Origin of the sequence: Peptoniphilus vaginalis, assembly GCF_900176605.1 — a bacterium.
Lineage (GTDB): Bacteria > Bacillota > Clostridia > Tissierellales > Peptoniphilaceae > Peptoniphilus_A > Peptoniphilus_A vaginalis.
In genome coordinates, this window is record NZ_FXLP01000005.1 from 152250 (window position 1) to 178721 (window position 26472).

17 protein-coding genes are annotated in these 26472 nt (G+C 32.1%); all 17 read left to right on the plus strand.

All coding sequences use genetic code 11. The features are described 5' to 3' along the window. Position 1: 1 nt before the first annotated feature. The 17 genes from CAN42_RS05560 to CAN42_RS05640 all read left to right on the plus strand — a co-directional run bounded on the left by CAN42_RS05560 (position 2) and on the right by CAN42_RS05640 (position 26464). Positions 2-1720: an ABC transporter ATP-binding protein/permease gene (locus CAN42_RS05560; RefSeq protein WP_085875873.1), complete on the plus strand. Its 1719-nt coding sequence runs from the start codon at positions 2-4 to the stop codon at positions 1718-1720. Further along, positions 1704-3362: an amino acid ABC transporter ATP-binding/permease protein gene (locus CAN42_RS05565; RefSeq protein WP_085875874.1), complete on the plus strand. Its 1659-nt coding sequence runs from the start codon at positions 1704-1706 to the stop codon at positions 3360-3362. The genes CAN42_RS05560 and CAN42_RS05565 overlap by 17 nt, the downstream gene beginning before the upstream one ends. Positions 3363-3366: 4 nt before the next feature. Further along, complete coding sequence (locus tag CAN42_RS05570; protein WP_085875875.1) at positions 3367-4200, plus strand: hypothetical protein; 834 nt, start codon at positions 3367-3369, stop codon at positions 4198-4200. 207 nt (positions 4201-4407) lie between these two features. Beyond that, positions 4408-5889, plus strand: a complete 1482-nt coding sequence (locus tag CAN42_RS05575) for an NEAT domain-containing protein (protein WP_085875876.1) — start codon at positions 4408-4410, stop codon at positions 5887-5889. Continuing rightward, positions 5870-6832 carry a heme-binding Shp domain-containing protein gene (locus CAN42_RS05580; protein WP_085875877.1) on the plus strand — a complete coding sequence of 321 codons (963 nt, stop codon included), beginning with the start codon at positions 5870-5872 and terminating at the stop codon, positions 6830-6832. The genes CAN42_RS05575 and CAN42_RS05580 overlap by 20 nt, the downstream gene beginning before the upstream one ends. Continuing rightward, a complete protein-coding gene (gene isdE / locus CAN42_RS05585) occupies positions 6825-7745 on the plus strand; it encodes a heme ABC transporter substrate-binding protein IsdE (RefSeq protein WP_085875878.1) in 921 nt (306 codons plus the stop codon). The genes CAN42_RS05580 and isdE overlap by 8 nt, the downstream gene beginning before the upstream one ends. Continuing rightward, positions 7732-8721 (plus strand): FecCD family ABC transporter permease, encoded by a 990-nt coding sequence (locus CAN42_RS05590; protein WP_085875879.1) that lies wholly within the window; start codon positions 7732-7734, stop codon positions 8719-8721. Before isdE ends, CAN42_RS05590 begins: the two co-directional genes overlap by 14 nt. Continuing rightward, complete coding sequence (locus CAN42_RS05595) at positions 8711-9472, plus strand: ABC transporter ATP-binding protein (protein ID WP_085875880.1); 762 nt, start codon at positions 8711-8713, stop codon at positions 9470-9472. The genes CAN42_RS05590 and CAN42_RS05595 overlap by 11 nt, the downstream gene beginning before the upstream one ends. A 9-nt stretch (positions 9473-9481) precedes the next feature. Beyond that, positions 9482-9991: a flavodoxin family protein gene (locus CAN42_RS05600; RefSeq protein WP_085875881.1), complete on the plus strand. Its 510-nt coding sequence runs from the start codon at positions 9482-9484 to the stop codon at positions 9989-9991. Between the two features lie 98 nt (positions 9992-10089). Further along, the gene (locus tag CAN42_RS05605) at positions 10090-10698 is read left to right on the plus strand and encodes a hypothetical protein (protein ID WP_085875882.1); all 609 of its coding nucleotides are present in this window, start codon (positions 10090-10092) and stop codon (positions 10696-10698) included. Between the two features lie 124 nt (positions 10699-10822). Further along, a complete protein-coding gene (locus CAN42_RS05610) occupies positions 10823-14770 on the plus strand; it encodes an S-layer homology domain-containing protein (protein ID WP_085875883.1) in 3948 nt (1315 codons plus the stop codon). Positions 14771-15011: 241 nt separating this feature from the next. Then, positions 15012-17657, plus strand: coding sequence for an NEAT domain-containing protein (locus CAN42_RS05615; protein ID WP_085875884.1), 2646 nt, complete (start codon positions 15012-15014; stop codon positions 17655-17657). A gap of 15 nt (positions 17658-17672) precedes the next feature. Next, positions 17673-18290, plus strand: coding sequence for an NEAT domain-containing protein (locus CAN42_RS05620; protein WP_085875885.1), 618 nt, complete (start codon positions 17673-17675; stop codon positions 18288-18290). Between the two features lie 97 nt (positions 18291-18387). Further along, entirely contained in the window at positions 18388-22023 is a 3636-nt protein-coding gene (locus tag CAN42_RS05625) for an S-layer homology domain-containing protein (RefSeq protein ID WP_085875886.1), read from the plus strand. Between the two features lie 61 nt (positions 22024-22084). Further along, positions 22085-22957, plus strand: coding sequence for a stalk domain-containing protein (locus CAN42_RS05630; protein ID WP_085875887.1), 873 nt, complete (start codon positions 22085-22087; stop codon positions 22955-22957). Between the two features lie 283 nt (positions 22958-23240). Next, complete coding sequence (locus tag CAN42_RS05635; protein WP_085875888.1) at positions 23241-23519, plus strand: ArsR/SmtB family transcription factor; 279 nt, start codon at positions 23241-23243, stop codon at positions 23517-23519. A gap of 17 nt (positions 23520-23536) precedes the next feature. Then, positions 23537-26464: a UvrD-helicase domain-containing protein gene (locus CAN42_RS05640; RefSeq protein ID WP_085875889.1), complete on the plus strand. Its 2928-nt coding sequence runs from the start codon at positions 23537-23539 to the stop codon at positions 26462-26464. Positions 26465-26472 lie beyond the last annotated feature (8 nt).

Consider the following 26472-nt stretch of genomic DNA (forward strand, 5'->3'; position numbering starts at 1 on the left):
GATGTTTAACAAAAAATTATTTAATGAGTTAAAGAGTGAGAAGATACAAATTTTAAAGCTTTTACTTATAAAAATTTTACAAATGGCCACTAATGTTGCCATGATTTTTTTAATAGGTAAGTCAATAGAAAGTATAATTAATTCAAATTTTAGTGGGAGCAAATTTATTTTATTTATGCTCATATTAATTGGACTAAATATTTTCTTAATAAAAATAGAAGCAAGTATATCTTACAAAGCTTCCTATAGGATTAAAAATACCTTGAGAGAGAGACTAATGAAAAAGGTTTTTTCTTTTAAGATGGAGTATGGCAGCAAAGTTTCTATTTCAGAACTTATAAATTTAGGAGTAGAGGGAATAGAGCAACTCAACTTATTTTACTCTGCCCTCTTGCCACAACTTCTATTCGCCTTAATAGGACCCATAATTTTATTTTGCATACTTTCATTTTTAAATTTTAAAATAGCGATAATAATGCTCCTATTAATACCACTAATACCTATTGCCATAATGATGGTGCAAAAACTTGCAAAAAAAGTTGTGAAAACTTATTGGAAATCATATACAAACCTCTCAGAAGTTTTTATAGACTTCCTATATGGCTTAACAAGTTTAGAAGTTTTTAATGCAGATGAAGACTACAATGACTTGTTAAATGAGAAGGCAGAAGACTTTAGGAGCAAAACTATGAAGCTCCTCATGATGCAACTAAATAATATTACAGCCTTAGACTTAATTTCTTATTCAGGATCAGCCTTGGGAATAATTTTATCAATTTATTATTATTCCAAGGGACAGCTTTCTGTCTTTGCAGCCTTTTCTTTTATACTCTTGAGCCAAGAATTTTTCTTGCCATTGAGGAGACTAGGGGCACTTTTTCATGTTGCGATGAATGGGATTACAGCTGCAAATTCTCTTTTTGAAATTTTAGATCTTGAAAACATAAAAGATTTTGAAGATATCATAGAGGATGAGAAAGTGGATGTAGAAGTAAGAAATTTGAATTTTTCTTACGGAGAAAAGGAAATTTTAAAAGACTTAAATATGAAGATTAAGTCGAACAAAATCACAGCCATAGTAGGAGCAAGTGGTTGCGGTAAGTCTACCCTTGCAAAATTAGTTGGAGGATTTGAGAGAAATTATAATGGAGAGATACTTTACAACGGCTTAAGTGAAGTTTCAAATGATTCTCTTAATGAAAATATAATGCTAGTAGACAATAACCCATACTTCTTTAAGGAAAGTTTTAGATATAATCTTAAAATTGCAAATAAAAATGCAGATGATAATAGGTTAAGAGAAGTTTTAGAAGAAGTGGGTCTTTATTCCTACTTTAAAAAAATAGGTGGCTTAGATAGTATCTTGGAAAGTGCTGGTAACAACTTATCAGGTGGACAAAAACAAAGACTAGCTATAGGAAGGGTCCTTTTGAAAGAGCCAAAGATTTTAATTTTAGATGAGTCCATATCAAATATAGATAAGGAATCTGAAGACTTAATTTTAAAGCTTATACAAAAATTAAAAGAAAAAATGACCATAATACTTATTACTCATAGGCTCAACACAGTCCTTCAGGCAGACTATATTTACTATCTTGACAATAAGAAGGTAGCGGAAGAAGGAAATTTTGAAGAAATAAGTAAGGGTGAATTGTTCTCTAGTATTTATAAGTATCAAAGGGAATTAGAAATGTGGGGTTTAAATGAAAAAATTAATTGAATATAAAAATTTAATAGGGAAACTCCTATCTCTTGTGGACGATTTGAAGTTACAAATGTTTTTTGCCATATTTTTTGGCGCAAGTGGACACATATTTGCCACTTTATTGCCATCACTAGGATTACTATACCTAAGTAAAGTATTATTAAATCAAACTATAAATATAAAATTAATAATTGGGATTTTGTTCACTTTGGCTGTACTAAGGGCGATTTTTAAGTACCTAGAACAGCTCTTAAACCACTATATTGCCTTCAAAATTTTAGCAATATTAAGAGATAAAATCTTCAAAAAACTAAGGGCTTTGGGACCAGCCAAGATGAATGGAAAAAATAAGGGAGAATTAATTTCTATAATCACATCAGATATAGAGCTCTTAGAAGTCTTTTACGCACACACAATTTCGCCAGTTTGTATAGCCCTAGTTCACACTATATTTTTCTTTATTATCTTATGGAGATTTAATCCAATTTATTCTTGGATACTTCTAGCTTTTCACTTAACACTAGCTATAATTATCCCAATTATTACAGAGAAATCTGCGGGAGAAATTGGGCGAAAACAAAGGAAGAATTTATCAACTTTAAATTCTCTAATATTGGAAAGCTTTAAGGGAATAAAAGAAATTATTAATTTTTCCTATTTTGAAGATAGGTGTAGAGAGATTGAGTTTGAAGCGAACAAGTTAAATAGGTCTACAAAGGCACTTACAGAAAAGTCATCAAATAACTTTGCTCTTACATCTTTTACAATAATACTTGCAGATTTAATTTTTACTTTGGTGGCATTTAAGCTTTATAAGGAGTCAATCCTTGACCTTAGCGGCTTACTATTTCCCTTGGGAGTTTTCATTTCTTCCTTTGGACCCACAAGTGCACTTTCATCACTTGCAAATAATTTAGTCTTGACCTTTGCTTGTGGCAAGCGAGTTATGGAACTTTTAGAAGAGGATCCTATCACACCAATAAATGATCATGGAGAAGAAATTGATTATGAAAATATCTGTCTTGATGGTGTAAACTTTTCTTACGATGACACAAAACTCCTTAATGGTTTTAATTTTAATAGTTCATTAAATGAGATAATAGGGTTAAAAGGCAAAAGTGGTTGTGGCAAGTCAACCTTAATAAAATTAATGATGAGATTTTATGACACAAAGAGTGGTAAGATTTGTCTAAATGAAAAAAATATTAAAGACCTAAATACAATAAATTTAAGAGAGAACATCTCATACCTAAGTCAAGAAACTCATCTCTTTAGGGGAAGCATTAGAGATAACTTAAAAATTGCAAAAAAAGATGCAAGTGAAGATGAATTAATAGAAGCTTGCAAGAAGGCAAATATTTATGATTTCATAATGACCCTTGAAAAGGGATTTGACACAGAGATAGTAAAAGAAAATAATGAAATCTCCACTGGACAAGCTCAGAGGCTTGCTTTAGCAAGAATCTTTTTACGAAAGTCCAAGTTATATCTACTTGATGAGCCAACAGCCAACATAGACGCTTTAAACGAAGGGATAATTTTAAAGTCCCTATATAAGGAGAGGGAAAATAAAAATATTATAATTTCATCTCACAGGGACAGTTCCCTTAGGATTTGTGACAGAATAGTAGAAGTAAAAAGAGAAATGGAGTCATAACTTTATGATGAATTTTAATATAACTAAAATACAAATCGAATATTTATTGTTTATAAGAAATTATGAAGGCAGGAAGACTATAACAGAAGCAAGCTATTTTTTTAAATGTTCTCGTGCTAACTCAAAAAAGATTTTAGATAAAATGATTCTTACAGGTATGCTCTACAAGGAAGACAATGATTATAAGTTAACAAAAATAGGATGTGAGCTTTCAGAATTTTACAATGCAAATCTTGAAAAGAATTTATTTATTATGCAAAAATTTTTGGATATTGATGATGATCTTGCCAAAAGCATAAGCCTTGAAATATTGTCAAAAAGACTTCTTCCTTATCAAGAAGCATTGGATAAAAGATACAAAAGTTTGATTTTATCCAAGGATATTCAAGCTAGAGAAAAAATTTATGATATATCCCAATATTTAGAAAAAGGAAGACATAAAATTAATTTTGCAATTAAGAAGATTGATGAAGAAAGAAAAAGATCCTTTGTTGAAAATTCGATGGCACTTATGGGCTTTAATGATTTCGCCTACTTGGTAATGGGGGAAGAACCCTACATAGAACTTTCTACTAGGACCATAGAGAGAGCTCATCACGGTTATCTTAAAAAAGCAATTGCCACAAAGTTATTTTACTTCGACCAAGGGGAAGAAATAGAAATAGATTCTAAAGACAAGATTTTTAAAATACCTCTCGACTTAATAGACTACTGGTCAACATCGGATGGAATAATTTTGGAAGCATCCTTGATTTTAAAAATTAAATCTCAAATGGGTATAACAATTCATGCAAAAAAAGCAAATTTTGTATTTATAGTTAACCTTTGTTTAACTTAAAAACTTAAAATTATACACTATAAAATTAATAAAAACATTCTAAATCCTAGTCACTGACTAGGATTTATTTTTATTACAAAAATTAAAATAATATATTTATAAATAAGTAAACCGACATTAACAAAAATTCTGGAAATTTTTTATGGTTTATTTAATTGATAAGTAATATCATTAGCCTAGATTATTATATTATAAGGGGGTTTTATAATGAAAAATAAAAAAATTTATATATCTCTAGTATTTTTATTATCTTTATTATTCTTAACAAATTTTGTATTTGCGGATAATGAAAGCACACCAGAGAAAAAAGAAATTAATTTAGAAGATGGTTGCTATGAAATTCCAATCAAATTGTGGCATGCCATTGAAGAAAAACCTAGTATGGGTAACAAGGCCCTTATACAAAGAGCCGAGATAGAAGTGAAGAACAAAGAAGCAAACTTATACATAGGGTCAGACAAGATGGAATATATGTCCATAACAGCGTCCTTGGTAAATATTTACTTCCAAAAGGAAGATGGAATTTATCGCAGGGCAGAAGCAGGTTGCTATGACCTAGAAGTACCTAAGGAAAAGGACAAAAGACCAAGAGTATTTAGGACATCCCTAATTAATATGGATGAAATGACAAAGGTCTATGTAGATCCAAAGGTAGAGCCCATGGGGGACGAACCAATAAGGGCAAGAATAAAATTAGACTTTGACAAAATAAAAAAAATAAATGAAAGTGAAGCAACTTTAATAAAGAAGTTTAAAGACGGACCAAAGAAACCAGACTTTAATTCAAAGGAAGCTGGAGAAGTACAAAACAAAAACTTAATAGTCAACTACGGGCCAGAAACATTTAAGGAAGAATTTTCATTTTACGGGAACAAATTATCAGGCAAGCAGGCAGAAGAATTTACAAAGTCCTTTGATAAATTAGATCAAGTGAATGTTTTTAAGATTGAGTTTTTAGGGCCCCTAGAAGAAATAACAGGCAAGGAAGAAAGCATTCAAGCAAAGAGAAAAAAGATTTATGCGAACAAAGAATTTGATTTAAAATTACCTCTTTTAAAATTCAAAGGACAAGACAAGCTAAGCCTTTATGAAGTAAAGAATGGAGAAAAAAAGAAGATAAATTACAAAGTCAATGGAGATTACCTTGAATTTAAGACAAAAGATTCAGCAATCTTTATAGTGGTGAAAGGTGCTGGCTCAGGTGGGCAAGTAAATAAGCTTATAGATAATACAAATTTACCTACACTAAGCAATATAAGTACAAGCCCAAGTAGCTCAAAGATAGAAAGGGCAAAGGCCTTTATGGCGACAGTAAAAAAACCACAGGCACAAAAAATAACAAGCTCTTCAGATTCCTCATCTCCTATGCCAGTAGAAGGACCACAAGTTAGTTCAACACCACTAAGCACAAGTCCACCTTCTATAGGTTCGCTACAAAGTAAAATTGCAAGCCAAGAAAACAAGGGAGCATCCTCCAAAGAAAATAAGAATAAAGAGGGTGGATTAGAGGGACAAGAAATCGAAGAAAAAGAATCAAAGGGCATCATTATTTTAATACTCCTAATATTTATAGGATTAAATGCAACAGCCTTTGTTGTAATTAGAAAAAATTTGCAAGAAGTAAAAGATATGAAAGATGAAATGATGTTTTTAGGAGGGCTAAAAGAAAATGAAAAAAATAATAAATAGCCTTTGTCTTATGGCTCTCATTTTTATAAGTCTAATAAATGTTACCTTTGCCTATTCACAAGAAATAGCAAAGGCAACACCTTACTATATCCATCCGGTTACAGGAGTCATAGAGGACCCCGGTAACAATCCAGGAATAGGACAGGGTATGACAGAAAATGTAGTATGTCCACAAGCCTTGGTAGAAACAACAGATGATGGAAGAATATTTTTGTCAGTCCGTTATAACCTAGCCAACTATATAAAAAATGAAACCTTCGCAGTCCAAAATTATGGCGACAACAGTTTCATTTCTGTACCAGCAGAAGTTACAGGAAAGACAGCAGAAACACGAGATTACAGATTTGAGATACCAAGCAAAAATGTAATCGTAAGGGCAACATTTTTTGTAGGACCAATGGGAAGGGATGTAATATTTTACTACACAATATCAGACCTTGTTAAAGGTAACACAGACTTTGCAACCCTTCAAAATGCTTCTTCAAGACACACAAATAAACAAGAAGTAGCAGCGGGAGCACCACAGGCACAGGCAAATATTCCCAAGACAAATACAAAGAACACTATACCTAACCTAAGCAATTTAAAACCAATAGACAATAGCGAGCAAGTTGGAGAAGTTTTACAAGCTCCTAACCAAGGAGAAGTAATAGAACAAAAACCAGTTAACTCAAAATTTTCTGCTGGTGACTTGGGTTATGACCACGGACTATTAACAAAGGATTCTCCAATAATTAAAAAATTATATTATTCAGATGACCAAGATGAAAAAGAAACATCTAAGACAAAATTAGGCAAAATAACCTTGGCTTTTATTTATGGCTTAATAGGTCTATTTGTAATATTAACAGGAGGATTTATCATACTAGCCCTTCTATCATATAACTACAAGAACAAAGTAGAAGATGAACTAGAAGAAAGAAGGAGAAACATCTATGAATAGGATAAAAAAAATTCTAAGCATTCTTCTTGCAAGTCTATTATTAACGTCTTGCGTAAGTCAGAAAACTGGCAAGAAAGCAAACAATGGCGAGCTGAGAATAGCAGCAACATCAATGGCAACAGTTTATATTATGGAAAAATTAAACATAGACCTAGTTGCAGTACCAGACTCAAAGATCGATCCAATGCCAGAACGATATAAGGATGTCCCTAAGGTAGGGATGGCAATGACACCAGACATAGAAAAATTAAAACAAATAAATCCAGACTATGTATTCTCACCAGTGTCCTTAATCTCAGACCTACTTCCAAAATACAAGGCAGCAGACCTAGACTATGGATTTTTGAATCTAAACAACACAGATGGAATGTATAAGTCAATAGATGATCTGGGAAAATTACTTAACAGAAAAAAAGAGGCCAAAGCCTTAATTGACGACTACAAAAAATTCATAGACGACTACAAAGAAAAGCACAAGGACAAAAAAGCACCAAAAGTATTAATTCTTATGGGTTTGCCAGGGTCCTATGTAGTAGCAACAGAAAACTCCTATGCAGGAAGCCTTGTAAAACTTGCAGGTGCAGAAAATGTATATGAAGGGACAAATCAACAATTCATAACAATAAACACAGAAGATATGTTGAAAAAAGACCCAGACATGATCCTTAGAACAGCCCATGCTCTACCAGATCAAGTAATGGCAATGTTCAAAAAAGACTTTGCAGAAAATGACATTTGGAAACACTTTAGGGCAGTTCAAGAGGGAAAGGTTTACGACCTTGACTACAAAAAATTTGGTATGAGTGCGAAATTCAACTACAAGGAAGCCTTAAATGACTTAGACAAACTCTTCTATGGAAAAGACTCAAATGAAGTAGGAAATACAGGTGATAAGACAAATGAAAAAAAATAAAATCATCCTAGTTTACACAATTTCAATCCTGGTCCTAATAGGACTCATACTTTATTCAGCAAAAACAGGCTCCATAGAAATGACCTTTGGCAAATTAATAAAAGGCTTGTTCATAAAATATGATCCCGACGTAGCGACAATATATGACCTTAGATTTCCAAGAATAATAATATCAATACTAGCTGGGGCAGCTCTTGCAACATCAGGAGTTCTCCTTCAAGCAGTAATGCAAAACCCCCTCACAGATCCAGGGATAATAGGCATATCATCAGCAGCAAGCCTATCAACAAGCCTTGTAATGATATTATTCCCAGGACTATATGCCTTTAGCCCATTCTTTTCAGTAGTGGGAGGACTCCTAGCCTACCTCTTAATATATTCACTAGCCTGGAATGGAGGATCCAACCCAATAAAACTAATCCTCGTGGGTGTAGCACTTAATATGACCCTTATGGGAGTAAACGAAGGAATAAAATCCATGATGGGTGGCAACCTAACGAACGTTCAATCAATAATCGAAGGCAATGTAGCACAAAAAACTTGGGCAGATGTAAAAATTATGGCAGTTTATGGAATCCTATTTCTAATAATATCACTCTTCACAATAAGGTCAGCAAACCTACTTCAACTAGAAGACCAAACAGCACAAGCCTTGGGAGTAAATGTAAATAGAGATAGATTTATCCTAGCCTTAATAGGAATAATACTAGCATCAGTATCCACAGCCATAGTTGGTGTAATAGGATTCTTAGGTCTAGTAGTGCCACACATAGCAAGAATAATTCTTGGCTCAAACCACAAGAACCTAATACCCTATTCCATGATACTGGGAGCAATAACCCTCCTCCTATCAGACACCTTGGGAAGAGTGATAGCCTACCCTTACGAAATAAAGCCATCAGTAGTAATGACAGTAGTGGGCGGAATATTCTTTATAGGCCTATTAAAAGTAGGAGGAAAAAATTATGGAAATTAATCACTTATTTTTCGCCTATGACAAAAATATGGTTATAAAAGATCTTTCTCTAAAAATAGAAAAAAATAAAATCACAACCCTCCTAGGTGCCAATGGCTGTGGCAAGTCAACACTTTTGAAATTAATAACAAGAGTAGAAAAACCAAAAATGGGATTCATAAGTCTTGACGGCAAAAATATAAAAAATATAGAGAGAAAAGAATTTGCAAAAAAAGTTGCCATAGTTAGACAAAAAAATCAAATAGCAGGCGACATCAAAGTCGAAGAACTTGTTGCCTATGGAAGAAACCCCTACCTAGGTTTTATGCAAAAGCCAAACCAAGAAGACAAAAACAAAATAAATGAAGCAATAGAAGTTTGTGGCTTAGAAGAAATAAGAAAAGAGAGAGTCAACTCCCTATCAGGTGGGCAAGTCCAAAGGGCATGGATAGCCATGGCAATAGCACAAGATAGCGAGCTACTTCTCTTAGACGAACCAACCACCTACTTAGACATCAAATACCAAATAGAAATTTTAAAACTAATAAGGAACTTAAATAAAAATCTTGGCAAGACAATAATCATGGTCCTTCATGACATCAACCAGTCCCTAGAATATTCAGACACCATAGTGGGAATGATGAAGGGGAAAATTGAATTTCAAGGAAAGGCAAGTCAAGTCTTGACAGGAGAAAATATAAGTAAGATCTACGACACAAAACTAAAAATAATAGACATTGAAGATAAAAAATTTGTATTTGCAGAAGATTAAGGAGGAAAAGTGAAGGGACTAATACTATATTCATCAAAGACAGGCAACACTAAGAGAATGGCAGAAAAAATTTATGAAGTCTTAAAGAAAGAACACCTAATGACTATAAAGGACATAAGAAATGCACCAAATATAAAAAATTATGACTTTATACTCTTGGGTGCCTGGATAGATAGAGGGACCTTAGAGCCAAAGACACTAAAATTCTTAAAGACTATAGAAGATAAAAAACTTGGCTTATTTGCGACCTTGGGAGCAATGCCAGACTCAGAACATGGAAGAAATGTGATAAAAAATTTAGAAGACCTATTAAAAGATAGAAACTCACTAGGACAGTACATATGTCCAGGACTAGTAGACCCGAAGATGATAGAAAAATTAAAAGGAATAACAGGACTAGTAGTTCCAAAAAAGATAAAAGAAAAAATGATAGAAACATCTTATGCGTCTAGGTATGCAACAGATGAAGAACTAGAAGAAGCAGCAAACTACTTCTATGAAAAATTAATTAATTTATAAAATTAGTGGGTGGTTGGGTGGGATTAGGAAAGTACGTTTATAACCTTATAAGGATTAGTTATGAAAAAATAAATAATATAAAGAAAGGATAAAAAAATATGAAATATTTAAAGAAAATTAGTTTATTACTATTAGTATTAATGATGTTAGTTCCAACTTTTACATTTGCTCAAGAAATGAATCTAGAAGCCATAAAGGAGCAAATTAAAGAAACTATAGACTACTCTGATTCAGAACTGTATGGATTTAAATATTCTGATAGATCCGTAAGGGAAGTAGCAGATTTTGCTATATATCACATAACAAAAGCAAAACTTTCTATGGCTGATGATGCATTCAATAAAGATTTATCAAAAGTTGAAGATAAGGGCGACAGCTACGAAATAACTTTATATACAAAGCCAGTTAGTAAAGAAATGCTTAATAATGTATACTACGCAGATTGTACAGGAATTACACCCGTTATAGATGGAAAAGAAATTAAAGTAGAAGCCTTTGGTTCTAAAGAAGCTGTAAATAATAAAAATAAGACTGTGCCTGAAGGTTTTAAATTCACTGTATTAAAGGATGACCTAGAAGAAGAAAGTATAGGAGAATATAATAATTATTTTAAAATTAAATTTACAACTAATTTAGCTGACTCTGGATTTTTAGGAAAAATCGGTGCAGCTATGATGAAACCAGAGGCAAGATTTTTTGTAAAATAAATTATAATAAATAACTAATCCTTAAAAATTTACAATTCAAAAGATGTTTATTGTGAATAGTAATAGATGTATAGCGAATAGACCTATACATCTATTAACTATATAAAAAAGAAAGGAAAATAAATTGAAAAAAAGTATAAATTTTATTTTATTTTTACTGGTATTTTTATTCGCAAGTGGGTCTAATGTATTAGCAGCAGACCATTCTGGTATAATTCCAATTACTGGAGATAAGAGAGCACACTTTGAAATCCATCCAGAAGTATATAAAAGATGGGCTCAAGGAAAAGAAGTATCTACGGATCAAAAGGTAATTTATCCCCTATTTGATGAAAGTAGATTAAGGATGTCAGGCAAAAAAATACCTGATGATGATCAAAACTTTAAAGAATTTAGAGAAAAACATAAAGATGAAGCAGCTTTTAATAAAGCGGATGCGCCTCAATGGAATGCTTATGAATTAGACTTAATGCAAAATGTTGGGTACGCAGTTTATGGTAATTTTGATATAAATAGTTCTGGTATTGATGACGGAAGTATGTATAACATTTGGCCTGAACAAGTTGAAATGTATTTATCATACTTCGATAAATCCACTAATTCATGGAGTGAACCTAAGAAATTAGATAAAAGAAGAGGTTATGACGACCAAGGGAAAGGATTTTTGGTAATACAGGATTATAAATCAAGCCATGATGGAAGGAAATATTCAATAGATCTTAGCCTCCAACCGGTAGATTATTACCAAAGTACACATGACAAGTTTAGGATATATATATTTCAGGGTTGGCCTAAGCCAATACCTAAAGACTTGCTTCCGGGGACTTATAATATTCCCCTATCTATAAGGTATTCAAATTCACCAGGAAAATATTCAATGGCAGATGGTGCAGTAGGAGATAATGGAAAACTAATTGTGGGGCAAGATGGTTCTATTAAGTTGAGAATAAAATTCAATGCAATGACATTGAGTGATCCTGCTTATACAGGAGGAAAACCTATTACAGGGCATCTCATGAAACTGTGGACTTATAATTCAGTAAATGATTTTGATCAATATATGAAAGCTCCTACAGTTTTTACAGCAAGGGAAATAGACTTAGATAATCCACAATACTTAAAGAAATACTATTCAGAAGAAGTAGATGGTATTGAATTATCTTTTCCGGAAATTTATGAAATACCATTAAAATATGAAAATGGTTCGACAAATTATGAATCTCAAAAACTTTTTAAAGTAAAGGTTGATGCGATGGGTAATTCTTTACAAAATTTCAATCTTCTAATGAGATGGGAAGATATGAAATTGGAAAAGTTAGATTTGCAAAGTGGTAAATATAAAGCTTTGCAAATAATAAGTTTACCAGCAAACCAAGCTACGCTTGATACTTTATGGGATAAGGAAAATAATAAGTTAAAATACACGAAAGAGCAATACATTGATGAACTATTCAAAGGAAACTATAAATCACTTAGATTCGATCCTGGAAAAAGCATTATACCAATATACGATTTGGAAATAAAAAAGAATAAAGCGGATATTACCGTGTATTGGGCTGAACAATACAAGAAAGAAAAAAAGATTAGAGAGACTGGGATAGTAAAAATTGATGATTCTAAACCCATCCAATATAAGTCATCTGATGGAAGTATAAAAGATGCAGAAGTATTGGAAAGCAAGGATTTTACCGTTACAAACAAAAAGAACACTTATAAAAATAGAATAACAAAGATAAAGTTAAAGGATGTTCCTTTGTCAATTGGTGATGAAGATGAATATGGAGATGAAAAGATAGGATTAATTAATGCTAGGTTTATAAGTGTAGAAGATAATGGAAGAATGACTTTAGCTCCTAAGAAAACAGAAGATCCTGTAGAAAGGATGTTTAAAATACCAAACTATGATATATGGAAAAAGGTATTAGTAGAAAAGATAGAAGAAATCAATAAAGATAAATTAAATCAAGCAATAGAGGATGCTAAAAGCATAAAAATAGGGAAACACTCTGGGGAGGATTTTAATAAGCTAACTAAAGCCATTGAATCAGCAGAAAATGTAGCAAAGAATGAAACAGAAAATCAAAATAATGTAAATGAAGCGCTCAAAGCTTTGAACAAGGCTATAGAAGAATTTACTAATTCAAAAATTGAAAATCCAAAACAAGTAGAAAGCTTAGAAGTCCCTGTTATGCTATGGCATGCTTACCAAGATAATCCTTCTATGGGTAATGGTGCTTTAGTTCAAAAGGCAAAAATTGAAGAAGAAAATGGCAAAACTTATATGACTATAAAATTAAAGGGTCTTGATTTTATGAGTATGCGTGGCCATTTATTACAATTTTGGACATACAAAGAAAATGATTTTAACTCTGACAAAATAGAATCGACAATAATTGAGAACAAAAGAGATAAAGGACTAGGAAATGAAGAAAAAGAATTTCCATCTTTATTCAAATTTGAGATAGATCCTAAGTTTAAAACACAAGATGGAGAAATTTATTGTCGTGTAAGAGTAGATGCTATGGAAAAACTAGGTGGAGCTGAACAAAATGCAAAATTGAAAATTATGGGATCTAAAGCAAAAAAATGGACTGGATGGGGAGATGAAAACCAATCTAATCCAAGCAACCCAAGTAATCCTAGCACGCCAGGATATTCCTTCCAAAATTTTGCTATAGAAAGATCTGCGCTAGGCTCTGCTATGGCAAGTGCAAGTGCATCTATGAGTAAGGGAGCTGACTCCAACTTAGTAGCAGCAATGGCAAGGGCAGGTGCAATTGCTAACAACCCATACGCATCAAGAGAAGAAATATTAAGTGCTACACAAGCCCTAAACAATGCAGTTATTAACAATAAGGGTAGTATGAATAACCAAAACAATAATAATTCTTGGGGCAATAACAACCAAGGCTGGGGCAACAACTCCGGATGGGGAAATAACAATTCTTCATGGGGAAGCTATGGCAATAACAACCAAGGCTGGAATAACAACTCATCATGGGGAGTTTACAACAACAACCAAAACAACAATAAAAACAATGGACCAGTAACAATCCAATATGAAGTACCTGTAGAAGTTCTTCACGCTTATCAAGATGGATACTCTATGGCAAATGGAGCAATAAACCACATAGCGAGAGTAGAGGAAAGAAACGGTCAATTCAGGTATAGCGTTCAATTCAATCCTCTTGAAAGAGAATTTAATGGACAAAAACTTGTTGGAAATTTAACCCATCTATTTATTCATGATGGTAATAAATATTTAGCAGAACAATCATCTGGAAATGTATGGTCATGGGTTATGAATGGCAAATATAACAGAGTAAATATCAGCGTTAAAGTAGACGTAATGGATCAAATTGCCGTGAATGAACAAAAGGCAATCCTATCTTTTAACTGGAATGCTGCAAGAGAAGTAGGAAGAGTTGGCGGAAACAACAACAACCAAAACCAACAAAACCAAAATCAACAAAATCAACAAAATCAACAAAAGCAAGCACCACAAGTAGTACAAAATAACAGTGCATCTAATAACTTTACAGACACAAGTGGTCACTGGGCTAAGACAGCAATTGATTACGTTGTAAGCAAGGGATACTTTGCAGGTCTAAGCAATACTGAGTTTGGACCAAACAAGTCCATAACAAGAGGACAATTTGTAAGTGTTCTAGGAAGAATGTTAAAGGTCAATGTAAATGACTACAAGGATCAAAACTTTAAAGATGTTAAGTCAGGAATGTATTACAGTCCATACATCACATGGGCAAACAAAGTTGGAATAGTATCAGGAGTAGGTCAAGGAAACTTTGCACCTGATAAAGAACTAACAAGAGAAGAAATGGCTGTAATGATGACTAAGTTCTTAAAGGTATCAGGCAAGAATCTCAATGCCAAGGGTAATACTAATAGCTTCAAAGATGAAGAAAAGATTCAAGGCTGGGCTAAGGATTCTGTAAAAGAAATGGCAAGACTTGGTATAGTAAGTGGTATGGGCGATGGAAGCTTCGCACCAAAATCTCAATTTACAAGAGCACAAGTTGCACAAGTTCTTTACAACATTGATCACAATTAAAAATATTTCTTAAGGCTATCCTTAACCTAATGAGGATGGCCTTAAGAAACTTAATATTTATTGAAAAAAATCTCATAAAATTTCATAAAAACAAATAAAAGAAAAGTGTTTTAATGATGGAGAAAACAAGATTTATAAGTAAATAGATAAAAAAGAAGGTGGTTAAAAAATTTAGGACATAATAAGCGACAAGTAAGAACGTAGGCATTTGTATTTTTAATGTTAAGAGAGAGGAGCTGAAATGAAAAAAATTAAAAGTTTCATATTTTTTAGCTTATTAATCTTTATATTAACAGGTCAGACTTTTGCAAAGACAAAGCTTGACTACAGGAATTTGCCAGATGGCGAATATAGTGTAAAGATTGAAGTTAGAAAAGATTTTTATATCAAAAAACCTAAATTATCCATGATGGATGATGCTGTGGAAAAACCAGCAAGTATTGTAGTAGAGAATGGTAATTATTTTCTCAAGTTTAAAATGTTACCTTTAGAACTTGCACAATTCAAAGCAAAAGGTTATTTAGGGGATATTAATTATATTGATTCTAAAAATAATGAGAATAAAGTTGAGGTTTTAAAATATTATGATTTTGAAGATGAACTTTCAAAAAAATATAATTTAAAATATCCTGAAACAATTATGTATCCTATTGAAAAAGAAAATATTTCTAAAATACAAGAAACTAGAGTAAAGGTATTTGTTCCAATAATGGAAGAAATAGGTAAAAAAGGCGAAGAAATGGGGACTCAATATGCAAGACCAACTATATATTGGGACACTCTTCAAGAAAAGGATTCAAGCGAATTTGTAAATATCAATTTAGCGGATACAAAATTTGCACAACCAAAACTAAGGAAGATAGTTGACCAAGTTGGAAAAGTTGTTGAATACCAAGGGAAAAAATACTTATATATTAACTTCTTCAATTTAAAACTTGATAGTAGTGGATATGATGATGGTACAGAAACTTTAGAATACTCCTACGGAGAAGACCAAACACGTTATAGCTTACAAAGTAAAGTAATAGAAGAAGGAAAAATTGGTGGCAGATACCAACTATCAGAAGCCTATATTCCAATAGATGGGGCTGAAGAAATTTATCTTTATGGTAAATTCCAAACAACAAAGTACAAACAAGAAAGATATGAGCAATCTGCTAAAATTAATTTAAGCCTATTGACACCAGCAAAATCCAATTCAGATGACTTAAAACTTGAATTTGTAAAACAAGATGATGTAAGTGTAAAGAAAAACAAGTCTAATAAACTTCCTTATGATTTCAATATAGGAGGAGTCTTATATTCACCTTACACATCAATAGATGGAAATAAGTTTAGATTAACAAGAGATGGTGAAGATGTAAGGTTTATATTTAATAAAAATTCATTCCTTACAAGTAATATAAGAAATATTAAATATACCCTAGATGGGAGTGAACCTAATGAATCTTCCTTTGATGCAGATTTAAGTTTTTACAATCAAAGTAAGTTTCATGAAGACTCTTATTATAATGTTGAAATTGATCCCTTTAATATGACAAATATATCTTCTATGGGTGGAAATGTAACTTTAAAGGTAAAAGCCTTTGATAAAAATGGTATGGGAGTAGGTAATACCCAAACTTATGTTATACCTTACGACAAGGAAACTATATCAGAAGTCAAGGGAGATACTATGCCAGACCTAGGATGTCCTATGATTTTAAGCACTGGTAAAAAAGCTGCATTACCAAAGAATTCAATGATATATGCAGAGGAATTATCAGACTACAATATGCAGGAGGAATTAAACAATCTTGTAGAAGAAGAGGGGATTTATAATCCGAGCCTTGTAAAGTTAAGCCTATATGATGGCAATAAGCCTTTAGAATTAAATTATAATGGTTCATGGAATGCCAATGTATGTCCTCTTGCCACAGTAAAACTAAAGGGAAATAATTTAGGCAATTATTTCGCTTATGAATATAAGGATGGTAAGTTAATTCCATTGGCAACAAAGGCAAGCCCAAGGGAACTTGCATTTAATATTTCAAGTAACCAAGGATATTATGTTATTGGACAAGTTGATAAAAATAGTGTTAGGAAAATGGCAATAAATCTATTGTCTAATAAGATTAAAGAAGCAGAAGCTTATTTAAACAGCGGAGAAGTAAACCTATACTCACTTATCTTAGAAGGAGATATAGAAAAGGCGAAAAATGACCTTGGAAAATTTAAAACTCCTTATATCTGTTTAAGTGGAGTTGAAAAGATTGAAAGAACTATGAACTTAGCAAAATCTTCTGGTGATGAATCCCCAGAATTTTATAAGGAAAAGGCTAAGGTATTAGTCCAAGTAGCAAATGAAATATTAAATAAAAATATTTTAAATAAGTCTAGTGAAAATGAACTACAAGGGACAAGAGATAGACTTCAATATGCTATTAGTAATAATGACCTTAATAGTCTAAGGGATTCTATAAAAAATCTCGATAAGGCCTTAAATAATCTTTCATATAAGGGTAAGGGACAAGCTGTAAATATAAATATACTAAAGGAAAACTCTAATCAAAGATCTATGGCAAGTAATGTTTTTGAAAATCAAGGAAAATTGTTACAAATAGATGGAAAATATTATTTGGAACTTGGCTTAAAAACAATGTACTTTGGAAATATTAGAGCCCACCTACTTGATCTTGAAGTTTTTGAAAATGGTCTAGGTTCAAGGCTATTAAATCTTACTCCAATATCAAAGTTTTCAGATACAGGACTCCAAGGAGTTGAATTTTACAACAAAAAAATTCTTATTGAATTAGGAGATAGACCAAGTAGTGAATATTATATAAGAGTTAAAAATGATGCAATGGGAAATGCAAGACCTGTTGCTAGATTAATAATAAATTATTAAAGAGGAGATAATAAAATGAAAAATATTTCAAAAAATTTAGTAGTTGCAGGCTTAGGCCTTGCAATAATAGCAAGTGGTTCTGTTTTTGCAGAAGGTAGCAAGACATTAAATGATAATAATAGTTTATTTGGTGGAAATCTTGTAAAAGAAGCTTCAGTAAGAGCTAACGATTTAAATTATCAAAAGCTTCCTGAAGGTGAATATAAAGTTAATATGAAAGTTATGAATGCAAATCCTAATAAAAAAGATCATGAATCTATGATGAATGGAGCTGTTATTGCAGAAAAAACAAAAGTAATAGTAGATAGTGCTGGAAATTATTATTTAGATATAACTTTGCAACCCATTTTAGTAGAATATAATAACGAAAAAGTTATAGGCTATTTAGATTGGTTAAAATACTATGATGATGAAGAAAACGAGCAACCATCTACTGTATTATCTTGGCAATCTGACTTAAAAGGAAATAAACATCCTAAAGAAATCAAATTCCCAATATCTAAACCATCTGAAATTGTGCAAAAAGAATATGTTGAGGTATACTCAAAGGCCATGGCTGAAAAAGCTATGAAAGGAGCTCAAGTTGCATGTCCTACTATAGACTGGTCAAATTTTAGCAGGATATCAAGATAGTTTTAAATAATATGAAATGTGCAATTCATATTATAGGTGTTTATAAATTTCTATAGTATGAATTGCATTAATATTACTTATTGTGAGGTCGGTTATTATGAAAAAAAAACTATGTTATGTTCTATTACTTCTTTTTATATTATTTCCATTAAATATATTTGCCGAGAAGAGTATAGACATAAAAAATGTTGACGAAGTAAAACAATACTATATAAATTTAGTTCCTAAAATAGAAGGAATAAACAAGCAAGAATCTGAAAGTATAATAACAGAAATAAATAAATGTCAAACACCATCTTTAGTAAAAGGCTGTGTTGAAGATTATGTTTTCAAAGATATAGATAAAATAAAAGGATATGAGGTAGTAAAATCAAATAAAAAGTTTAGTGAGTGTAAAGAAATTTTTGATATATTAGAATATGCATTAACAGAAGATGTTAAAGCTGTTGAAGAAATGGAAAAAATGGACTTATTAACACTAGATTATGTTAATGGTAAGATAAAATTATTTAATCAAATATATAAAGAATTTGTTGAAAAATATAATAAATACAAAAAAGCTGGTTTAAATAATGCTCCACTTATAATAGATAATCTTAAAAATGGTGAATATGTAGTTGATTTAAGTATATATAATGATATTACAGGACAAATGCTTGGAAGAAGATTACCTGAACCTAAATTATCTATGATGGATGATGCAGTATACAAACTTGGGAAAATTGTTGTTAAAGATGGAAAAAAAGAATTAATAATAAAAATGATTCCATTGCATCAAAAATTGAGTGGATTACATTTTAGTGGATATTTGTTAAACTTAAAAGTTAAAGATAAACACGAAAAATTCAATCCCGCAAGTGTCGACTCAAGATATGAGGATTATGAAGATTCTTTATTAAAAGAATTCAGAAAAGATGCTAATGAAAGGTATCCAAAAGTAATACGTTTACCATTAGATAATATGGAAACTAAAACATGGGAGATGTATAGAGATTTTAAAACTAAGAAAAATATAGAGAAATATAAAGAGTTATATAACAAAAAATACACTGATGCCAAGAGTATACAAGTAAGAGTCTTTGTCCCTATAATGGAACATATACAAAAAGATATGGGAGATCAATTCGCTAAACCCACAATTTTTACTAATAGTATAGAAAAATATAATCCCGGTAATAGAGATACCCTAAAAAATAAGATTGCAACAGTGAATATAAATAAATATAAAGATAATTCTAATAAGGATAAAGTGGATGAATTAAAAAAAATATTGGAGAAAGCTAAAGTTGCAAGTGACAGTTTTATTCTTACTGATGAAGAAGTTCAAGAATATATAAATAAAATAGATAATTTAGTTAAAACACTAGATGCAGACACGCAAGCACCACTAAAAAAAGAAGCTTTAACAAAAGAAATAGAAGAAGCTAAGAAAGTTGAACAAGGCAAGAAGACAGACGAAGCTTTTAATGCTCTTAAAGCCGCAATAAAATCTGCTGAAGAAGTTTTAAGTAGTGCAAGTGAACAAACTGCAATAGATGGTGCGGTAAATGAATTAAATAAAGCTATACAAACTTTTAACTCTAGTCAAGATAAGAAAGTAGAATTAAACAAAACAGCTCTTGACGCTAAGATAAAGGATGCAGACAAGATAAGCCAAGGTAAAAAAAGCGAAGATGCTTTTAAAACTTTAAAGGCTGCGATTGAAGCCGCTAAAAATATTTTAAACAGTGCTAATACTCAAGAGCAAATCAACGAAGCTTTAACTAATTTAAACAAAGCCATAGATGCTTTTAATAACAGTGCTGATGTAACTGTTACACCGGAAATAAGAGAAAAAGTTTATACTATACCTGTTAAGCTTATGCACTTAGTTCAAAATAAGGAGTCTATGGGCAATAAAGCCCTAATTTCTCCCGCTAAGGTAAGCATAAAAGGCAATGATGTAAATATTGATTTAACTTTCAAAGGTATTGAAGTACCTTTGGGCACAAATAAATTCTACGGACATTTAACTAATTTATTTAGCTATAAGGACAATATCCTTAGTGAAGAGGCAATTGAGGCTGAAGTTTTAGAACGAGTGGAAGACAATGCCATGGACGGCTTTAAAACGAAATTCCCCAAGGTATTTAGAATTAAACTTACTAAGGATGCTTTTGATAACTTAAAAGACAACACTCTTTATGTAAAAGTTTGGGTAGATGCTATGGACAGTATAGCAGGTCGTGGTCCTGGTTCTGGAGAACAAAATGCAAGAGTTGTATTTGACAAGAGCAAAATGACTGAAGATAAACCAGGCGGAGAAGTGCCAACACCTACTCCAAATGTACCGAATAGGGAGGCTGTTATAGATGCTTTGAGGAGATATTCTAATTTAGGTGGACCTCAATACACTTATCAAAGCAATATGAGATATGTAAATGCTTATAATTCTTTAATGGGCTTATTATCCAAATCGATAGTTACAGAAAGCGAACTTAAATCTGCTATTGATGAACTTAAATCTGCTGTAACTAGCCTTACTTTAGATACAAGTAAGCCAAATAATTCAGGCAATAACAACCAAGGATGGGGCAATAACTCCGGATGGGGAAATAACAATTCTTCATGGGGAAGTTATGGCAATAACAACCAAGGCTGGAATAACAACTCATCATGGGGAGTTTACAACAACCAAAATAACAATAAAAATAATGGACCAGTAACAATCCAATATGAAGTGCCTGTTGAAGTTATTCACGCACATGAAAATAGGTATTCTATGGCTAATGGGGCAATAAACCACACAGCAAGAGTAGAAGAAAGAAATGGACAGTTCAGGTATAGTGTACAATTTGGACCAATGCAAAGGGAATTTGCTGGCAAGACATTTATAGGCAACCTATATAACCTATTTATCTACGATGGAAGCAAGTATCAAGCAGAGCAATCATCTGGAAATGTATGGTCATGGGTTATGAATGGCAAGTATGACAAGGTTAAAATCGCAGTTTGGGTTGATGCTATGGATGAAATAGCAGGCAAGGGACAAGGTGGAGGAGAGCAAGATGCAATCCTATCCTTTAACTGGAACAATGCAAGAGAAGTAGGAAGAGTTGGCGGAAACAACAACAACCAAAACCAACAAAATCAACAAAACCAAAATCAACAAAAGCAAGCACCACAAGTAGTACAAAATAACAGCGCATCCAATAACTTTACAGACACAAGTGGACACTGGGCTAAGACAGCTATTGATTACGTTGTAAGCAAGGGATACTTTGCAGGTCTAAGCAATACTGAGTTTGGACCAAACAAGTCCATAACAAGAGGACAATTTGTAAGTGTTCTAGGAAGAATGTTGAAGGTCAATGTAAATGACTACAAGGATCAAAACTTTAAAGATGTTAAGTCAGGAATGTATTACAGTCCATACATCACATGGGCAAACAAAGTTGGAATAGTATCAGGAGTAGGTCAAGGAAACTTTGCACCTGATAAAGAACTAACAAGAGAAGAAATGGCTGTAATGATGACTAAGTTCTTAAAGGTATCAGGCAAGAATCTCAATGCCAAGGGTAATACTAATGGCTTCAAAGATGAAGAAAAGATTCAAAGCTGGGCTAAGGATTCTGTAAAAGAAATGGCAAGACTTGGTATAGTAAGTGGTATGGGCGATGGAAGCTTCGCACCAAAATCTCAATTTACAAGAGCACAAGTTGCACAAGTTCTTTACAATATTGATCACAATTAAGTTTAATAATTTAAAGGGACTTTTAAATTAAGAGTCCCTTTAGATAAAAATGAGGTGTAATATGAAAAAAATTATTTTATCATTATTGTTAGTTTTAGTTTTATTACCTAATGCTATTTTTGCTGCAAGTTCTTATGAAGTACCAGTAAAGTTAGTTAAGTATGGTGAACCAGACAAGGATTCTATGGGTAATCCTTCTTTAAAACAAGTTGCCCAAGTTGAAGAAAAGGATGGTAAATTTATTTACAATATTTTTCTAAAGAAGATGGAATTTATGAATATGGAAGGTGAACTTACAAATTTATTTATCTATGATGGCGATAAGGACTCTAAGAGGGTTGAAACTAAGCAAAGCCCTATTAATGGTGAATACACAAAGAAGCACGAGTTTGTAAGAACTAATCCAAAGGAAGATAAAATTCTTGTTGCTGTATGGGTTGATGCTATGGATGCTATTGCTGGCGGTGGAAAGGGTTCAGGAGAACAAAAGGCTTACCTAAAGTTTGACTGGGCTAATGCAAAGGCCATGGAAGCTAAGGATTCTAAACCTGCAAGCAAGAAGGATGTAAAGGCTGAAAAATCTTCAGCTCAGTCTGATATTAAAATTTTTGTGTCAGACAAGGAAATCAAACCAGAGACTCCAGCTTACATTGAAAATGGAAGGACAATGGTTCCTCTAAGATTTATCTCTGAAGCTCTTGGTGAAAAAGTTGATTGGAAGGCTGATACAAAAACTGTTATCATTGGTGATAACAAAGCAAGTCTTGTAATTGGTGAAAAAGAAATTGAAGCTAATGGAAAGAAAATTGCAATTGATTCACCAGCAGTGATTAAGGATGCAAGAACTTTTGTACCCCTAAGAGCAATTTCAGAAATCTTAGGTGCTAAAGTAGATTGGGATGCTTCAACAAGAAGTGTAAAGATAAGTAAATAATTTTTATAAATCTCTCATAATAATTTTTATGAGGGATTTTTTTGTTTTTTGAGAAGCCTTTTATCTGTGAATTAAAAATTTTTATTTTATATGCTTGAAATATTTGATTTGAGGAATTAAAAAATTTTAATTTTATAAAATACGAGTCTTATTTGCTAAGCTATTCTCTTGTAAATATTTGTATGAGTCCCACTTATGCAAAAGATGTTGACAAATGTTTTATTATTACATAACCTAAATATATAAAATTAAATTGTGACTCGCACACACTTGGAGGTAAGAATTGAAGAAGAAAATAGACAAGTTTGAAAACACAACTGAGCTTTTAAAGGCTATGGCTCATCCAGTTAGACTTAAGATTTTAAAAAATTTAATTGACAATGGACCAACTAAGGTTGGATCTATGCAAGAAATCTTTCAAATCCAACAACCCGTTGTTTCAGCTCACCTAGGCAAGCTTAGGAGAGCTGGAATTTTAGTATCAAATAGAAGGGGAACAGAAATCTATTACAAGGTGGAAAGTGAATTTATTTTACGACTTGCTAAAGTTCTCTTCGATTAGTAAGGAAGGCTACAATTATGGAACTAAGTGAAGTTCAAAAAAAAGCAGTTTACACTCTTGACAAAGATATATCCTTAATGGCAGGAGCTGGCACTGGTAAGACTAGGGTCCTCACTAGCAGGTTTATAAATATTGTAAAAAATAATATAAATCCTAAGCAAATCTTGGCGATAACTTTTACAAAAAAAGCTGCTCAGGAAATGCTGGGGAGAATATCAAAAGAACTTGTTCTCAACAATATTGACTTCGAAGAAAGGGATCTCAATGTGATGACAATTCACTCCTTTGCTCTTGAAATTGTTGAGAATTATTCTTTTATTCTTGGAATAAATCCACGCTTTAAAATTTTAGATGACATAGAATCAGACTTCCTCCTAGAGGAAGCTGTTAAAGAATGCTTAAATAATTTCGAAGATGAAAGATTTAAAAATTATCTTTTGGCTTTCAAGTCCTCTCCCTTTGAAGAAAAAAATATTTTTATAAGTCTTTATAGGGATTTTAAAAATAACAACTTGGATTTTGATGATATTTTAAATAAGTCCTTAAATTTTACTGGGACAGAAAAAAGTTTTGATGACTTGCTTGTACTTTTAGATGAATTCAGAAACCTAAGTGGAAATAAATTTAAGACCTTTTACGATAATAAGATCGATGAAATAAAATCTTTAAAGACCTTTGACAGTGAAATTTTAAATGAAATAGAAGATAATCTTGGCACATCTACAAAACACAATGACAAGCTTATAGAAATCAAAGACCTTATCCAAGAATTGAAGAAGGACTTGGAAGATAAGAACAAGGACTATTATGAGGTCATAATAGAAATATTAAAGGAGATTGACAAGAATTATAAGGATTCTAAGGAGGCTTTAAAGGGGCTTGATTACGAAGATATAATTTCTTATGCAGAGCTTCTTTTAAGAAATCCTCTTGTCAAGTCTGAACTTGTGTCTAGGTACTTTTACATACTTGTTGACGAATACCAGGACACAAACGAAATTCAAAATGAAATCATTAGGGCCTTTTCTTCTTCAAATATTTTTATAGTTGGTGACCCCAAGCAGTCCATCTATGCCTTTAGGGGAACAGACCTTTCATCTTATTTTTCTTTTTCTGGGGATATAGAAGACAGGGGAGTTTCCCTCTTAATGAACAAGAATTATAGGTCTGATGGTCAAATAATAAATTTTATAAATGAAAAATTTAAGGACTTAATTGACCCTTATGAAGAAATGGAATTTTCTTATAGGGAGGGTGGGGGAGTCTACCTCTATAATTCTCCTGAAATTTCTGAAATAGCAGATCTAGCAGAAGATTTATTAAAAAAATATGAGCCAAAGGATATTGCAATCCTATCAAGGTCCAACTCCCAAATTGATGAGATTGGTCAAGTCTTATCTGCAAGGGGAATTAAGTATAAGAAGGGCGAGAGAGGACTTGATGAAATTGAAATTTTGCGACTTATTAAAAACATTCTCTCTGCAATTTACAGTCCAAAGGAATTTTTAGAATTTTTATCACTCTTTAACTCAAAGCTTTTGAACTTTGAATTCAAAGATTTGGTGACAATATTAAATGAGGGAATTAATAACTCAGAAGACTTATTAAACTACAAATCATCTCAAGAAAACATAAAAAACTTTTTGAACTTTTTAGGGGAGATAAGAGAAAAGTCATCTTACCTAATGATAGATGAAGTTCTTGATGAGTTGATGGATTATTTTTATAAGCTTGGAACTTTAAGAGGAAGTGACTGGGAATATATTTATAGGTTCAAGGAAGAAGCAAGGGACTTTGTAGAAAATTATTCCAATGACTTTAGGGCCTTTGAAAGGCAAATTTTTTCAATGACCTTTGAAGACCTTGAAGATGGGATTAATCTTCTTACCATTCACAAGTCCAAGGGTCTAGAGTTTGATGGCCTAATAATTTCTCACATGGACAAGGGTAAGAAGCTTTCTAGTAACAATAGGATAATAGTGGATAGGGACTTGGGACTTGGAATAAATTCAGACCTTTCTAATTATTCTCACAGGGAAATTGCAAATAAACTAAGGGCAATTGATGAGGAAGAAGAGATTAGGGTTCTCTATGTAGCTATGACTAGGGCAAAAAAAGAATTAGTTTTATTTGGGGATCATGAAAATGCAAGGGCAGGTTCTTACTTTTCTCTCTTGGGTGATCTTAATAATCTAAGAGAATATAAACTTTCTAATGTAGAAGAAAGGCGAGTAGAAGAAAAGTTTCTTCCACTTGATATAGATATAAAATTTGAAAATAGGATAAGAGAATATTACACAGTCACAGATTTTATAAACTTCGTGAGAAGTAGGAAAGACTTTTTCTACAAGTACTTCTTGGGAATAGACAGGTACACCAAGGGTCAAGGCACAGATCAAGTAATGGACCCCAAGACTCTTGGTAATATTGTTCATATGTTTGCCTATAGGCATGGGAAAAATGATTTAAAGAGTGAGAACATAGATGAGCTTATAAAAGACATATTTGTATATTATGAAGAAGAATTAAATGAAGATAAACTAAGTCTTTCAAAACAATTAATTTCTAACTACCTAGAAATGGAAGAAGAATGTATAATAGATAAAGAGCTTTTATTTTACTATGACTTAAAAGGTTTTCTTGTAAAGGGTTATATGGATCAAGTTATAAATATAAGTGGCGATTATTATATCATTGATTTAAAGACCAGCAAGGGTAGTGTAGAAGATTTAAAAAAGACCTACGAGAAGCAACTAATACTTTATTCAGCAATCTATGAGAACCTATATAAAGTTAAGATAAGGGCAGCATATATATTTGACCTAAGGGGTAAAAATAAAATAGTTGTAGAGACAAGCGATGAAAAATATAAAAAAGTAATGGATGAATTCTTAAGTTACATTAAGTTTATAAGGTCTCACAAGCTATTAAGGGATTATTTATAATTTTATTT

Bases quoted from the DNA above. Each gene is read 5' to 3' on its own strand.
- CAN42_RS05560 (WP_085875873.1), top strand. From the start codon at position 2: ATGTTTAACAAAAAATTATTTAATGAGTTAAAGAGTGAGAAGATACAA.
- CAN42_RS05565 (WP_085875874.1), top strand. From the start codon at position 1,704: ATGAAAAAATTAATTGAATATAAAAATTTAATAGGGAAACTCCTATCT.
- CAN42_RS05570 (WP_085875875.1), top strand. From the start codon at position 3,367: ATGATGAATTTTAATATAACTAAAATACAAATCGAATATTTATTGTTT.
- CAN42_RS05575 (WP_085875876.1), top strand. From the start codon at position 4,408: ATGAAAAATAAAAAAATTTATATATCTCTAGTATTTTTATTATCTTTA.
- CAN42_RS05580 (WP_085875877.1), top strand. From the start codon at position 5,870: ATGAAAAAAATAATAAATAGCCTTTGTCTTATGGCTCTCATTTTTATA.
- isdE (WP_085875878.1), top strand. From the start codon at position 6,825: ATGAATAGGATAAAAAAAATTCTAAGCATTCTTCTTGCAAGTCTATTA.
- CAN42_RS05590 (WP_085875879.1), top strand. From the start codon at position 7,732: ATGAAAAAAAATAAAATCATCCTAGTTTACACAATTTCAATCCTGGTC.
- CAN42_RS05595 (WP_085875880.1), top strand. From the start codon at position 8,711: ATGGAAATTAATCACTTATTTTTCGCCTATGACAAAAATATGGTTATA.
- CAN42_RS05605 (WP_085875882.1), top strand. From the start codon at position 10,090: ATGAAATATTTAAAGAAAATTAGTTTATTACTATTAGTATTAATGATG.
- CAN42_RS05615 (WP_085875884.1), top strand. From the start codon at position 15,012: ATGAAAAAAATTAAAAGTTTCATATTTTTTAGCTTATTAATCTTTATA.
- CAN42_RS05620 (WP_085875885.1), top strand. From the start codon at position 17,673: ATGAAAAATATTTCAAAAAATTTAGTAGTTGCAGGCTTAGGCCTTGCA.
- CAN42_RS05625 (WP_085875886.1), top strand. From the start codon at position 18,388: ATGAAAAAAAAACTATGTTATGTTCTATTACTTCTTTTTATATTATTT.
- CAN42_RS05630 (WP_085875887.1), top strand. From the start codon at position 22,085: ATGAAAAAAATTATTTTATCATTATTGTTAGTTTTAGTTTTATTACCT.
- CAN42_RS05640 (WP_085875889.1), top strand. From the start codon at position 23,537: ATGGAACTAAGTGAAGTTCAAAAAAAAGCAGTTTACACTCTTGACAAA.